Origin of the sequence: Methylobacterium sp. WL19 (assembly GCF_008040005.1) — a bacterium.
GTDB classification, from domain to species: Bacteria; Pseudomonadota; Alphaproteobacteria; order Rhizobiales; family Beijerinckiaceae; genus Methylobacterium; species Methylobacterium bullatum.
Window position 1 is genome coordinate 1 of sequence record NZ_VRVC01000144.1, and the last position, 12,150, is coordinate 12,150.

The following is a 12,150-nucleotide window of genomic DNA, read 5'->3' on the forward strand; positions in this document are numbered from 1 at the left end:
CCCTGCCCGGCCTGCGGCGCGGCATCCGGCTTGGCGCCGTCCGGCGCCGCGTCGACCCGCGCGTAGGATTTGTGGCCGTCGCCGGGGGTGGTGTTCAGTGCGGGCGTGTCGCTTTTGGGCGCATCGGCCTCGGGAGCCTCCGCTTTTGCGCCGCCATCGCCCGCGGTCCCGACGGTCTTCGGGTCTTCGCCCTCGGAGGCGATGATGGCGATGAGATCGTTCACCGGCACGTCGGCGGTGCCCTCGGCCACGACGATCTTGGCCAGAATGCCCTCGTCGATGGCCTCGACCTCCATCGTGGCCTTGTCGGTCTCGATCTCGGCGAGGACGTCGCCGGATTTGACCGCGTCGCCCTCCTTCTTGAGCCACTTGGCGAGGTTGCCCTTCTCCATCGTCGGCGACAGGGCGGGCATCAGGACGTTGATGGGCATCGGTGTGAATCCTGATCGTCAGCGGATGGGCGTGGCGGGGCGTTCAGTTCAGGGTGCCGCCGGGCGGCAGGTCGGGGTCGAAGCTCTCGGAATCGAGACCGGCGCGGATACGCTCGAACGCCTCTTCCTCCGACATCTCTGTCTCCAGCGCGTAGACCCGGGCGGCCTGACGGGCGAGGTCGATGAGAAGGCGGCCCCAGGTATAGGGATCGTCGAAGGAGCGGCGCAGGGCCACGCTCACCGCGCCGTCCACCACGCTGGCACGCACGACCTCGATGCCGCCATTGTTCAGGGCGTCGGGGGGAGCGGAGAGTTCCTGGAACTTGTCGGTCATGGTGCTGCTCTACTCTCCTCCCCCTTGTGGGGAGGAGTTGGAGGTGGGGGTGGTTGGGCGACCCTCGACGTGCGGAGGCTGGCGGAAGCACCCCCACCCGCGATCCCTCCCCACAAGGGGGAGGGAAGTTGGCGTGGTAGGCTCAGCGATAGCAAACCGCCTTCACCGCCTGGATCACCTCGGCGACGTTGGGCAAGGCGAGCTTTTCGAGGTTGGCGGCGTAGGGCATCGGCACGTCTTTGCCGGTGACCCGCAGGACGGGGGCGTCGAGGAAATCGAAGGCGTCGGCCATGAGGCGGGCGATGATCTCCGCGCCGATGCCCGATTGCGGGAAGCCCTCCTCGACGGTGACGCAGCGGCCGGTCTTCTTCACCGATTCCACGATCGTGTCGGTATCCATCGGGCGGAGCGTGCGCAGGTCGATGACCTCCGCGTCGATTCCCTCTTCGGCCAAAGCCTGCGCCGCCTTCAGCGCGTAGGTCATGCCGATGGAGAAGGAGACGATGGTCACGTCCTTGCCGGTGCGGTGGATGCGCGCCTTGCCGATGGGGAGCACGAAATCGTCGAGCTTCGGCACCGGGAAGCTCTGGCCGTAGAGGATTTCGTTCTCGAGGAAGATCACCGGGTTCGGATCGCGGATCGCGGCCTTGAGCAGGCCCTTGGCGTCGGAGGCCGTGTAGGGCGCGATGACCTTGAGGCCGGGGACGTTGGAGTACCAGGCCGAGTAATCGTGGCTGTGCTGGGCGCCGACACGGGCGGCGGCACCGTTGGGGCCGCGGAACACGATGGGACAGCCGAGCTGGCCGCCGGACATGTAGAGGGTCTTGGCCGCCGAGTTGATGATGTGGTCGATCGCCTGCATGGCGAAGTTGAAGGTCATGAACTCGACGATGGGGCGCAGGCCGGTGAAGGCGGCGCCGGCCGCGATGCCGGCGAAGCCATGCTCGGTGATCGGCGTGTCGACCACGCGGCGGGCGCCGAATTCCTGCAGCAGGCCCTGGGTCACCTTGTAGGCGCCCTGGTACTCGGCGACTTCCTCGCCCATCACGAAGACCGAATCCTCGCGGCGCATCTCCTCGGCCATGGCGTCGCGGAGCGACTCGCGCACGGTCATGGTCACCATCTCGGTGCCGGCGGGGAACTCTTCCATCACCGGCGCGGGCGCCTTGTTGGTGATGACGGCCGGCGCGGCGGGGGCGTTCGCCTTGTCGTCGCCGGATTTCGCCGTGGCGGCCGGTGCCGAGGCCTGGCCTTCGGCCTGCATCGTCGGCGTGGGGGCCGATTGCGCCGGGGCCGAAGCCTCGGGCTTCGAACCGCCGCCCGCCGCCGCCGCGGCCACGTCCTCGCCCTCACCGGCGATGATGGCGATCGGCGTGTTCACCTTCACGCCCTCGGTGCCTTCCTCGATGAGGATCTTGGCGAGGATGCCCTCGTCGATGGCCTCGACTTCCATCGTCGCCTTGTCGGTCTCGATCTCGGCGAGGACATCGCCGGATTTGACCGCGTCGCCCTCCTTCTTGAGCCACTTGGCGAGCTTGCCTTCCTCCATCGTCGGAGACAGCGCGGGCATGAGGATGTCGGTCGCCATGAGGTTTTCGATCCGTAGGTTGGCGGGCGGCCTTCTGGAGAGGAAGCGGCGGCTTCTCGGTCCCTCGCTGCGGCTCTCCCCGTGCCGTAATGGCACGGGAGATGTCCCGGGTGGGGGGAGCGTCGCGAGGTCGGCCTTAAGCGCGGGCTTCCAGCAGGATGTCGGTCCAGAGCTCGGACGGATCCGGCTCGGGATCGTGCGTGGCGAACTCGGCCGCGTCGTTGACGGTCTCGCGGACCTTGGCGTCCGTGGCCTTGAGGTCGGCTTCCGGCACCCCGTGCATCTCGATCAGGCGCTTGCGCACCATCTCGATCGGGTCGTGCTCGTCGCGCATCTTGGAGACTTCGTCCTTGGTCCGGTATTTCGCCGGATCGGACATCGAGTGGCCGCGATAGCGGTAGGTCTGCATCTCGAGGATGTAGGGGCCCTGGCCGGAGCGGGCATGCTCCACCGCGCGGCTCGCCGCCTCGCGGACGGTGCGGACGTCCATGCCGTCCACCTGCTCGCCGGGGATGCCGAACGAGATGCCCCGCTTGGAGAAGTCGGTCTGCGCCGAGGCGCGTGCCACCGACGTGCCCATGGCATAGCGGTTGTTCTCGATCACGTAGACCACGGGCAGCTTCCACAGCTGAGCCATGTTGAAGCTCTCGTAGACCTGGCCCTGATTGGCCGCGCCGTCACCCATATAGGTCAGGCTGACCTTGCCGTTCTTCTTGTAGGCGTCCGCGAAACCGAGGCCGGTTCCAAGCGAGACCTGTGCGCCGACGATGCCGTGGCCGCCGAAGAATTGCTTCTCCTTGGAGAACATGTGCATCGAGCCGCCCTTGCCGCGGGAATACCCGCCGCGCCGGCCGGTCAGTTCGGCCATCACGCCCTTCGGGTCCATGCCGCAGGCGAGCATGTGGCCGTGGTCGCGGTATCCGGTGATGGTCTGGTCGCCCTCGACCGAGGCCATCTGCATGCCGATGACGACCGCTTCCTGGCCGATATAGAGGTGGCAGAACCCGCCGATGAGGCCCATGCCGTAGAGTTGGCCGGCTTTCTCCTCGAAACGCCGGATCAGCAGCATCTCGTGATAGGCGTGGAGGTCTTCCTCCCGGGTGAACTGGGGCGTGTTCGGTGCGGGAGCATGCGTCTGGGCGTCTCCGCCCCCCGTCCCCAACTGAGCCGAACCCTTGGCCGAATCGGCTTTCGCCTGACCCGCTTCGTTGGCGGCATCCATCGGCTTTCCTCCCGTGAACGGCTTTTCTGGAACCGTTTCTAGGACAGGGTTTTGCGGAAAGCGAGGCCGTCCCGTCGACAGATCGGCCGAGTTGTCAGGCAGAATGCGACGGGAAAAACGCGATCGGGGTACGATCAGGGATTGATGATGACGACATCGTTCGCGTGGACCCGGCCGAGGACGATGCGGGCGCGTTCCTCCAGGAGATCCCGGTCGATCTGCTCGCTGCGCAGGAGCGCCACCCGGTGCTCCCAGATCGCCCGGTCGGCCTTGGCGGCGTTCAGTTCCTGCTTCAGACCGTAGGCCTGAATTTTCAGAGCGCGCTTGGCCTCCAGGCCGCGGTTGCCGCTCTCCGCCTGATGCACGAAATAGCCGACCACGAGCGCGGACACGGCGTAGAGGCCGAGCGGCATGAGGACGGAACGGACGCGGCGACGGACAACCATGTTCGAACCATCGCGCCACAGGGTTAAGGATGTGTTGCCGATGCCGGTCTCTTTCCCCATGCCCACCTGCCCCATGCCCACCTGCCCCATGCCCGCCCGATGATGCGGTTCGACCTCGTCGATCTCGGCCTGTTCCGCCACGTGGCCGAGGCGGGGTCGATCACGCATGGGGCGGCCCGCGCCAACCTCGCGCTCGCGGCCGCGTCGAGCCGGATCCGGGCGATGGAGGTCTCCCTCGGGGCGGCCCTCCTCGGCCGGAGCCGCCAGGGCGTCGTCCTGACGCCGGCCGGGCGGGCGCTCCTCGCCCATGCCCGTTCCCTGCTGGAGGGCGTCGACCGGATGCAGGGGGATCTCGCCGCCTATGCGGGCGGCGCGATCGGCCAGATCAAGGTGCTGTCGAACACCCACGCGCTCACCGAATTCCTGCCGGAGGCCCTGAGCGCCTATCTCGCCCTTCATACCGGCGTGAGCGTCGATATCGTCGAGCGGACCTCGGACGAGATCGTCGGTCTCGTGGCGGAGGGAGCCGCCGATCTCGGCATCGTCTCCGGCACGGTGGATACCGGCACCCTGGAGACCCACCCGTTCCGCCAGGACAGGTTCGTGGCGGTGATGCCCTCCGGCCATCCGCTGGGGGAGCGGGACGGCGTTCTGTTCGCCGATGTGCTGGATTACGACCTCGTCGGCCTCGATCGGGCCAGCGCCATCACCCGCTTCCTCGCCGACAAGGCCATGCGCACCGGGCGACCGCTCATGCGGCTGCGGGTCCAGCTGCGCGGCTTCGATGCGGTGTGCCGGCTGGTGGAATGCGGCGTCGGGCTCGGAATCGTCCCCGAAACCACAGCCCGGCGCGCCGCGCGCTCCATGGGCCTCGATATCGTGCCGCTCCTCGACCCCTGGGCCGCGCGCGACCTCACCATCTGCCTGCGATCCCTCGAAGCGCTGCCGGTTTTCGCCCGGGAATTCGTCGCTCACCTACGCGTGGGCGCATCACGGCCCGGTTTAGGGCTCCCCTCGGGGGCCGGCCTTGGCTAAACACGGCTCGGGAACGGAATGGTCCGTGTCCGTGACACCGATGAAGCAAGGGGTGCCCGGCATCATGCAGGATTCGTCGCGATCCATGCCCGACGCCCCTCTGGTCGATCCGGACGTCCATGTGGAGAGCTTCCGGCAGGCCCGCGAGGCGCGCCGCCTCGAACTCGTGGAAGATTATGTGGAGCTGATCGCCGATCTGATCGGCGATGGCGGCGAGGCGCGGCAGGTGGATATCGCCGCGCGCCTGGGCGTCGCCCAGCCCACCGTCGCCAAGATGCTCAAGCGCCTCGCCGAGGACGGCCTCGTGCAGCAGCGGCCCTATCGCGGCGTGTTCCTCACCGAGAGCGGGCGCATGCTCGCGGCCCAGAGCCGCGAGCGCCATCGCATCGTCGAGCACTTCCTCTGCGCCCTTGGCGTCAGCGCCGAGACCGCGCGGCGCGACGCGGAGGGGATCGAGCATCACGTCAGCGCCGAGACCCTCGAGGCGTTTCGCGACTTCACGGAGCGCAAGGGCTGAGCGGAACGAGGCCCTGAGCAGGTGCGCGTTGGCACGCCAACGCTTCAGGCGGCTTGGCTCCTCGATGTGTCGCAGGTTTCTATCGCAGAACCGCGGACCACTTCCGCGAAACCCGCTCAGGGTTTTCGCGCCGAGACATGCCGCGTCGAACGGCTCGACGGCAGCGACAAGGTCGTCTCGCGTTCGCGCGAGGGACGGGCGAGCCCGCCGATGTCCCCCCATCCGCCCAATCCGGTCGACCTCGTAAGGAGCGGGGATGCCTGGATGACGCCATCCGCGACGGAGAGGTGGCCGGTGGCGACGCCGCGGATCATCTCGGGGGCGTGTTGCCGGGCGGCGATGCCGTAGAGGGATATGCCCTTGCTGCCGGGAGCCAGGAGCGTGCCGAGGGCGCCCTCCGGCGGGTCACCGGCGAGACGCGTGATCCCCCTGCCGGAATCGAGCACGGCCGCCGCCGCCTCGATCTCGCCGAACGCCAGAAGCTTGCCGGCGCGGGTGATGCGCACCTCGTAGCCGTATCCGTCCCGGTCCCGATACAGGCGGGTCAGGCCGAGCTGAAGCGATTCGCAGATCATCTGGACGTGGTCGCGCGCATAGTCGTCGCTCGTCATGACGGTCGAGAAGACCTCCGGGCCCATCTGCGTGCTGGCCACGATGTGCTTGAGAAACTCGAGCTTGGTCGATTTCTGCCTGACGGCGAGACCCCGTCTCAATCGGTCACCTCCCGCATCGCGTCCGAACGCCGCGGATTCTAACGCGGCGAGGGTTTCCGTTCCGTTGCGAAACTCGGTGGCTCTCGGCGGATCGGCATGCCGATGCCAGCCTGCTTCGGTCATGTTCGAATCGATTCCTCAACGGATGCCGATGCCCACGTGGATCATCCAATCAGACCACCTCATCCTGAGGCGCCCGCGTCAGCGGGCCTCGAAGGAGGCCTCCAGAACCCGGCGCGCGAACTGGCCCCCTCCTTCGAGGCCTCCGCTTCGCTGCGGCGCCTCAGGATGAGGATTCTGCCGGGATGAGAATGGCTTGACGAGGCCGAAGTTCGCCTTCTCCCACCCGACCACCTCAGGATGAGGTAAGCCACTGGAGATACAATTCAAAATGGATTTTGGGCGATGCCGTGGCTCGTCAGGAGCCGGCTGTCCCATGAAGGCTTGCCGCGTCGTCAGTCCGCCGGCCGCCGCGCCGCGCCGCATTCGCGCGCCCTGCCCTCGTCCACAAGGAGTTCCGCCGGTCGCGGATGGCTGAGAAAGCCGGTGGGGCTCGCCGTCAGCCCGTAGGCGCCCGATTGCAGGACGGCCACGAGGTCGCCCGCCGCGAGGTCCGGCAGCGGCGTGGTGCGGGCCAACATGTCGAGAGGCGTGCAGAGCGGGCCGACCACGGCGCAGGGCGAGCGCGGGCCGCCCCGGTCCACCAGGCTCGTCACGGGGTAATCGCGTTTGACCACCTGACCGAGATTGCCGGACGCCGCGAGATGGTGGTGCATGCCGCCATCGGTGATGACGAAGCGGCTGCCCCGCGAGACCTTCACCGCCCTCACCCGCGCCACATAGAGGCCCGCCGGCCCGGCGAGGAACCGTCCGGGTTCGAGCACGATCCGCGCCTCCCTGAGGCGGGGATCCGACGTCACACGGGCGATGAGCGCCGGCATTCCGTCGCGGATGGCGTCGAGGTCGAGGGCGGCGTCGGTGGAGAAATAGGGAATGCCGAGGCCGCCGCCGAGGTCGATCGTCTCCAGCGGGCGGGCGATCCGGTCGGCCACCCGCTCCGCCAGGGAGAGACCGTAGGCCCATTGCGACAGGAGGGTCGCGGCGACGAGCCCCTGCGTCCCGGCAAAGAGGTGGATGCCGGAGAGATGCAGGCGCGGTTCGGCCTCCACCGCATCGACGACGGCCTCGAGCTCCTCCTCGTCGAAGCCGAAGGGCGAGGGCTTGCCGCCCATCCGCATGGCCCCGCCCTGCGCGTCGGGCCCCGGATTGATCCGGATCGCCACCCGCTGGACGGTGCCGTGGCGCTCCGCGGCCTCGGCCACGCGCCTCATCTCCTCCCCGTTCTCCAGATGGATCTCGCCGATCCCGCCGGCGACCGTCGCCTCGATGTCGGCGTCGCTCTTGCCCGGCCCGGCGAACAGGATGTGGCGCGGATCGACACCGGCCGCCCAGGACGCGGCGAATTCCGCAGCCGATGCGATCTCGGCCCCCGCCCCCTCGTCACGGAAGACGCGGATGATCGCGGGGGCCGGGTTGGCCTTCACCGAGTAATCCACCACCGCGAAGCCGGCGACCGCCCCCGCGAGGTCGCGATAGGCGCGGCGCAAGAGGGCGGCGTCGTAGACGAAGAACGGCGTGCCGTGGGTCTCGGCGAGGCCGCGAAGATCGAGGCCGCCCACATGGAGCACGCCGTCGCGTCGCGAAAAGTTGGCGGCGACGAGGCGGTCCGCGAGGCTGTCGCCGATCGGGTCAGACATAGCTCGTCCGTTCCGCCACGAGGCGCTTGTAATCGACCTTGCCGTTGGGCGTCGTGGGCAGGGCCGGGACGGTCTCGACGGCGCGCGGAACCATGTGCGGAGGCAGCGTCCGCCGCACGGCCTGCAGCACCTCGTCCGGAGCGGGGCCGCTCCCGGCCGGCACGGCGACGGCGTGGATGCGCTGCCCGAGGCCGGGATCGGCCAGACCGATCACCGCCACCGCCCGGAACGCGCCGGTCTCCATCAGCGCCTCCTCCACCTCGGTGGGGCTCACGCGGAAGCCGGCGCTCTTGATCATCGCGTCCTCGCGGCCGAGGAAGCGGAAATAGCCGTCTTCGTCCTCCACCACGAGGTCGCCGGAGCGGCAGACGCGGGTGCCGTCCTGCGGGCAGCGCGGGTCCGGCACCAGGACGCGGGCCGTATCCTCCGGCCGGTTCCAGTAGCCGAGGGACACGGTGGGGCCGCGATGGTGGAGGATGCCGGGCTCGCCGGGCCGGGTCCGCCGCCCGTCGGCATCCACGGCGAAAATCTCGGTCTCGGGGATGGCGCGGCCCATGGAGCCCGGCCGTGCGTCGATCTCGCCCGGAGGCAGGTAGGTGGAGCGGAAAGCCTCGGTGAGGCCGTACATCAGCACGATATCGGTGTGCGGGAGCGCCCTGCGCAGGCGCGCCACGGTATCCTGCGGCACCGCGCCGCCCGAATTGGTGAGGATGCGCAAACACGACAGATCCGCCTTGCCGAGCCTCGGCGCCGCGCGGGTCAGCAGGGTCCAGAGGGTCGGGACACCGGCCAGAACCGTGATCCGGTGATGTTCGACGGCACGCACCACCTCGTCGCCGAAGCGGAACTCGAGGAGGACGAGGCAGGCGCCCTGCTCGACGCTCGTGAGGAGCTGGTTGAGGCCGTAATCGAACGAGAACGGCAGGACCGACAGGATGCGGTCCTCGGGCGCGATCGCGAGATAGCTGCGCACGATCCGCGTGCCGGCCAGGAGATTGGCGTGGCTCAGCATCACGCCCTTCGGCAGCCCGGTGGAGCCGGACGTGTAGAGGATCGCCGCGAGGCCGGGCGGCGGAGCGGTGACGGTGTCGGGGGCGAGCCTGACGATCAGCGGGTGTGCGAGCCCTCCCCCCTCTGCGGGGGGAGGGTAGAGGGTGGCGTCGGTGACGAGGAACCGCGCCCCGCAATCGGCGAGGATATGCCGGACCTGACGCGGGCGCAGGCTCGGATGGATCGGCACGACGACCGCCCCGACCCGGCCGACGGCGAAGATCGCCACGCATTCGGAGATGGATTTCGGAAGCAGGATGGCGATCCGGTCGCCGGGTTCGGCGCCGTCCTCGCGCAGCCTCCGAGCCAGCCGCTCGACCTCGGCCCGCAACCCGCCATAGCTCAGCCGTTCGTCGCCGGAGACCAGGGCGATCCGCTCGGACGCGCAGGCCGGACCGTCGAGGAGATCGGGTAGCAGGGCGGGCGCCGGCATGGGGCTAAGCGGGTTCGGCAAAAGGGGTCACCGGTTTTGCGTCCTCGGACCCGCTCAGGGTTGCGCCCCGACCCGCTTGGCCTCGACGAAGGCGGCCAGGGCGTCGACGCTCTCGAAATGCGCGAGCGCGAAGGCGTCCTCCTCGATTTCGAAGCCGAACCGGTCGCCGAGCTCCATCATCAGGTCGAGCACGCCGATGGAATCGAGGGCATCGCTGGTGACGAGGGAGGTCGATCCGGTCACCGCACCCGGCGCGAGGCCGGGATTGCGACCGGCGATGAAGGCGAGGATCGCCTCGCGCGCGGCGGCATGTGTCTCGACCACGTTCCGGTCCCCCATCGGCCGTCCCGTCGGCCGTCGCCGCCCATAGCGATGTCGGCCGGGCAAGTCCATGAGCCCCTCCCCGAAGCGGCCTTCGGGCGGTAAGCAACCTGCACAATAACGGCGTCGCCCATCGGCCGGTCCGATCGGATACGCCCAATGAGCGATTGCCAGGGGGCGTGGCGAAATCTAGGTTTTGCGCGTCAAGACCAAGGATAAAGCCGATTCTCGTGGTGTGAATACATGAGAATTCCTCCTGCATTCGAGCGGGGCTGCCATGACACATGACACGATCCGGCGATCGACGGCCGAGTTTTTCGGGACGTTCTGGCTGACCTTCGGAGGCTGCGGCGCGGCCATCGTCTCCGCATCCTACCCCGCCCTCGGCATCGGCTTTCTCGGCGTGGCCCTCGCCTTCGGGCTCACGGTGCTGACCATGGCCTATGCGGTGGGGCATATCTCGGGTGGCCATTTCAACCCGGCCGTCACCCTCGGCCTGTGGTCGGCCGGACGCTGCGCCGACCATCACGTGGTCCCCTACATCGTGGCGCAGGTCGTCGGAGCGGTGTTCGGCGCGGGCGTGCTCTACCTCGTCGCCTCCGGCAAGGCCGGATGGGTGCCGGGCGGTTTCGCCTCGAACGGCTACGGCGACCTCAGCCCGGGCAAGTACGGATTGCTCTCCTGCTTCCTGGTGGAGGCCCTCGCGACCTTCTTCTTCCTGTTCATCATCATCGGAACGACCTCGAAGGGCGCGGCCACCGGGTTCGCCGGCATTCCCATCGGCTTCGCCCTGGTCCTGATCCACCTGATCTCGATTCCGATCACCAACACCTCCGTCAACCCGGCGCGCAGCAGCGGCCCGGCCCTGTTCGCGGGCGCGGAGGCCATGGGGCAGCTCTGGCTGTTCTGGCTGGCGCCGATCCTCGGTGCGGTCACGGCGGGCGCCATGGCGCGCTGGCTCTACGAGCCGGACACGCTGATCGAGACCACGATCGTGGAAAAGCGGTCGGCGGCGTGAGGTTCGACCGGCCGAGCGGTTGGGCCGTCGGGGCCGAGGTCCGCCCTCTCCCACCCGACGATCTCATCCCGGGGCGCCGTGAAGCGGCCTCCATGACCCGGATTGCCAGCTGGAGCCCTCCTTCGAGGCCTCCGCTTCGCTCCGGCGCCTCAGGATGAGGATTCTGGTGGGATGAGAAGGGGTTGACCGGGGCCGACACTTCCCTCTTCCCACCCATCCAGCTCATCCTGAGGTGCCCGCGCCAGCGGGCCTCGAAGGAGGCCTCCAGAACCCGGATTGCCAGCTGGAGCCCTCCTTCGAGGCCTCCGCTTCGCTCCGGCGCCTCAGGATGAGGATTCTGGTGGGATGAGAAGGGGTTGACCGGGGCCGACACTTCCCTCTTCCCACCCATCCACCTCATCCTGAGGTGCCCGCGCCAGCGGGCCTCGAAGGAGGCCTCCAGAACCCGGAGCGCGAACGGGAAGCTCCCTCCCCTTCAACTCTGCCAGACCCGCGGCATCGGCGTGCCCCGGTAAGCCACGAGGAGGCGCGCGGCCGTCGCTCGCAGGGCGTCGGGGGCGGCGCTCAGGAATCGGGCAACGAGGTGCCCGTTCCAGGCACTGGCGGCGACGTCGACCCCCGGTGACGCGAGCGCGTCCACGTGGCTGCGGAACGCCTCCAGCCGCGCCTCGGCATCGGGCGAGACGTCGAGGAGTGTCGCCATGGCCCGGGCGCCGCCGCCGAGGGCGGTCCGCTCCAGCAGGGCCGTGATCGGACCGTCGAAGGCGAGGGATTCGGCATAGGCCAGACGCCCGCCCCGGCGGATGCACCACGCATCCCGGAACAGGCCGGAATCCAGGCGCTCGTGCCGGGCGGTGCGCCCGAAGACGACGGCCTCGAAAGCGAGCAGGCGCGCATCCGGGGCGAGATCGGCCTCGAACCGCCGCTCCAGCCGCGCCCGGTCGAACAGGATGGTCTCCTGCGGCAGCCAGTCGAGGCGTGCCCCCTCGGCGAGCACCGCCCGCGTGCCCACATGGCTCGACGGTCCATCGGATTTGTAGATCTTCTCGGCGGCGGTGGTGGTGAGGACGAGATGGGCGCCCGGGCCGATCTCCGCCTCGACCCGGAACCCGTCGCCGCAGGCGATGCCGCCCGCCGTGTTCAAGAGGACCGCCTCGCAGGCCCCCGCGGCGTGGCGCGGAAGCCGCAGGCGAAGCGGCCCGGCCTCGGAGAGGTCGGCCACATGCGTGCCGATCCCGTGGCGGACGACGCGCACGCGGACGCGCCCGTCGGAACGCTGCCGCGC

The 12,150-nt window shown here is 69.0% G+C and carries 13 protein-coding genes; 3 read left to right on the forward strand and 10 right to left on the reverse strand.

Annotated features, from left to right (window positions below; all coding sequences use genetic code 11):
• The 5 genes from FV220_RS21400 to FV220_RS21420 all read right to left on the reverse strand — a co-directional run.
• Positions 1-431, reverse strand: a 431-nt coding sequence (locus FV220_RS21400) for a biotin/lipoyl-containing protein (protein WP_147833144.1), incomplete at its 3' end; no start/stop codon positions are given.
• Between the two features lie 43 nt (positions 432-474).
• Entirely contained in the window at positions 475-765 is a 291-nt protein-coding gene (locus FV220_RS21405; protein ID WP_018043098.1) for a DUF5076 domain-containing protein, read from the reverse strand.
• Positions 766-907: 142 nt separating this feature from the next.
• Positions 908-2,353, reverse strand: a complete 1,446-nt coding sequence (locus FV220_RS21410; protein WP_018043097.1) for a pyruvate dehydrogenase complex E1 component subunit beta — start codon at positions 2,351-2,353, stop codon at positions 908-910.
• Positions 2,354-2,489: 136 nt separating this feature from the next.
• Positions 2,490-3,575, reverse strand: coding sequence for a pyruvate dehydrogenase (acetyl-transferring) E1 component subunit alpha (gene pdhA / locus FV220_RS21415; RefSeq protein WP_147833145.1), 1,086 nt, complete (start codon positions 3,573-3,575; stop codon positions 2,490-2,492).
• Positions 3,576-3,709: 134 nt separating this feature from the next.
• Complete coding sequence (locus FV220_RS21420; RefSeq protein WP_026175812.1) at positions 3,710-4,021, reverse strand: septum formation initiator family protein; 312 nt, start codon at positions 4,019-4,021, stop codon at positions 3,710-3,712.
• Positions 4,022-4,120: 99 nt separating this feature from the next.
• On the opposite strand from FV220_RS21420, the gene FV220_RS21425 reads away from it, so the two are divergent.
• Both FV220_RS21425 and mntR read left to right on the forward strand, forming a co-directional pair.
• Positions 4,121-5,056: a LysR substrate-binding domain-containing protein gene (locus tag FV220_RS21425; protein ID WP_187273487.1), complete on the forward strand. Its 936-nt coding sequence runs from the start codon at positions 4,121-4,123 to the stop codon at positions 5,054-5,056.
• A gap of 85 nt (positions 5,057-5,141) precedes the next feature.
• On the forward strand, positions 5,142-5,573 hold the full coding sequence (mntR, locus tag FV220_RS21430) for a manganese-binding transcriptional regulator MntR (RefSeq protein WP_238254080.1): 432 nt from the start codon (positions 5,142-5,144) through the stop codon (positions 5,571-5,573).
• Positions 5,574-5,689: 116 nt separating this feature from the next.
• Here mntR and FV220_RS21435 read toward each other — a convergent pair whose 3' ends face one another.
• The 4 genes from FV220_RS21435 to FV220_RS21455 all read right to left on the reverse strand — a co-directional run bounded on the left by FV220_RS21435 (position 5,690) and on the right by FV220_RS21455 (position 9,865).
• On the reverse strand, positions 5,690-6,409 hold the full coding sequence (locus FV220_RS21435; RefSeq protein ID WP_187273488.1) for a hypothetical protein: 720 nt from the start codon (positions 6,407-6,409) through the stop codon (positions 5,690-5,692).
• A 332-nt stretch (positions 6,410-6,741) separates the two neighbouring features.
• The gene (locus tag FV220_RS21445; protein WP_147833148.1) at positions 6,742-8,043 is read right to left on the reverse strand and encodes a type III PLP-dependent enzyme; all 1,302 of its coding nucleotides are present in this window, start codon (positions 8,041-8,043) and stop codon (positions 6,742-6,744) included.
• The gene (locus FV220_RS21450) at positions 8,036-9,526 is read right to left on the reverse strand and encodes an AMP-binding protein (protein ID WP_147833149.1); all 1,491 of its coding nucleotides are present in this window, start codon (positions 9,524-9,526) and stop codon (positions 8,036-8,038) included. The genes FV220_RS21445 and FV220_RS21450 overlap by 8 nt, the downstream gene beginning before the upstream one ends.
• Before the next feature lie 54 nt (positions 9,527-9,580).
• On the reverse strand, positions 9,581-9,865 hold the full coding sequence (locus FV220_RS21455) for an acyl carrier protein (protein WP_056141503.1): 285 nt from the start codon (positions 9,863-9,865) through the stop codon (positions 9,581-9,583).
• A 259-nt stretch (positions 9,866-10,124) separates the two neighbouring features.
• Between FV220_RS21455 and aqpZ the strand changes: the two genes are divergently transcribed.
• Positions 10,125-10,865 (forward strand): aquaporin Z, encoded by a 741-nt coding sequence (aqpZ, locus tag FV220_RS21460; RefSeq protein WP_147833150.1) that lies wholly within the window; start codon positions 10,125-10,127, stop codon positions 10,863-10,865.
• A gap of 475 nt (positions 10,866-11,340) precedes the next feature.
• On the opposite strand, the gene FV220_RS21470 is transcribed toward aqpZ, so the two are convergent.
• On the reverse strand, positions 11,341-12,150 hold an 810-nt coding region (locus FV220_RS21470), incomplete at its 5' end, for an urease accessory protein UreD (RefSeq protein WP_246689510.1).

Coding starts and splice junctions, on each gene's coding strand:
- pdhA (WP_147833145.1), bottom strand. CDS start 3,575: ATGGATGCCGCCAACGAAGCGGGTCAGGCGAAAGCCGATTCGGCCAAG.
- FV220_RS21420 (WP_026175812.1), bottom strand. CDS start 4,021: ATGGTTGTCCGTCGCCGCGTCCGTTCCGTCCTCATGCCGCTCGGCCTC.
- FV220_RS21425 (WP_187273487.1), top strand. CDS start 4,121: ATGATGCGGTTCGACCTCGTCGATCTCGGCCTGTTCCGCCACGTGGCC.
- mntR (WP_238254080.1), top strand. CDS start 5,142: ATGCCCGACGCCCCTCTGGTCGATCCGGACGTCCATGTGGAGAGCTTC.
- FV220_RS21450 (WP_147833149.1), bottom strand. CDS start 9,526: ATGCCGGCGCCCGCCCTGCTACCCGATCTCCTCGACGGTCCGGCCTGC.
- FV220_RS21445 (WP_147833148.1), bottom strand. CDS start 8,043: ATGTCTGACCCGATCGGCGACAGCCTCGCGGACCGCCTCGTCGCCGCC.
- FV220_RS21410 (WP_018043097.1), bottom strand. CDS start 2,353: ATGGCGACCGACATCCTCATGCCCGCGCTGTCTCCGACGATGGAGGAA.
- FV220_RS21435 (WP_187273488.1), bottom strand. CDS start 6,409: ATGACCGAAGCAGGCTGGCATCGGCATGCCGATCCGCCGAGAGCCACC.
- FV220_RS21405 (WP_018043098.1), bottom strand. CDS start 765: ATGACCGACAAGTTCCAGGAACTCTCCGCTCCCCCCGACGCCCTGAAC.
- FV220_RS21455 (WP_056141503.1), bottom strand. CDS start 9,865: ATGGGGGACCGGAACGTGGTCGAGACACATGCCGCCGCGCGCGAGGCG.
- aqpZ (WP_147833150.1), top strand. CDS start 10,125: ATGACACATGACACGATCCGGCGATCGACGGCCGAGTTTTTCGGGACG.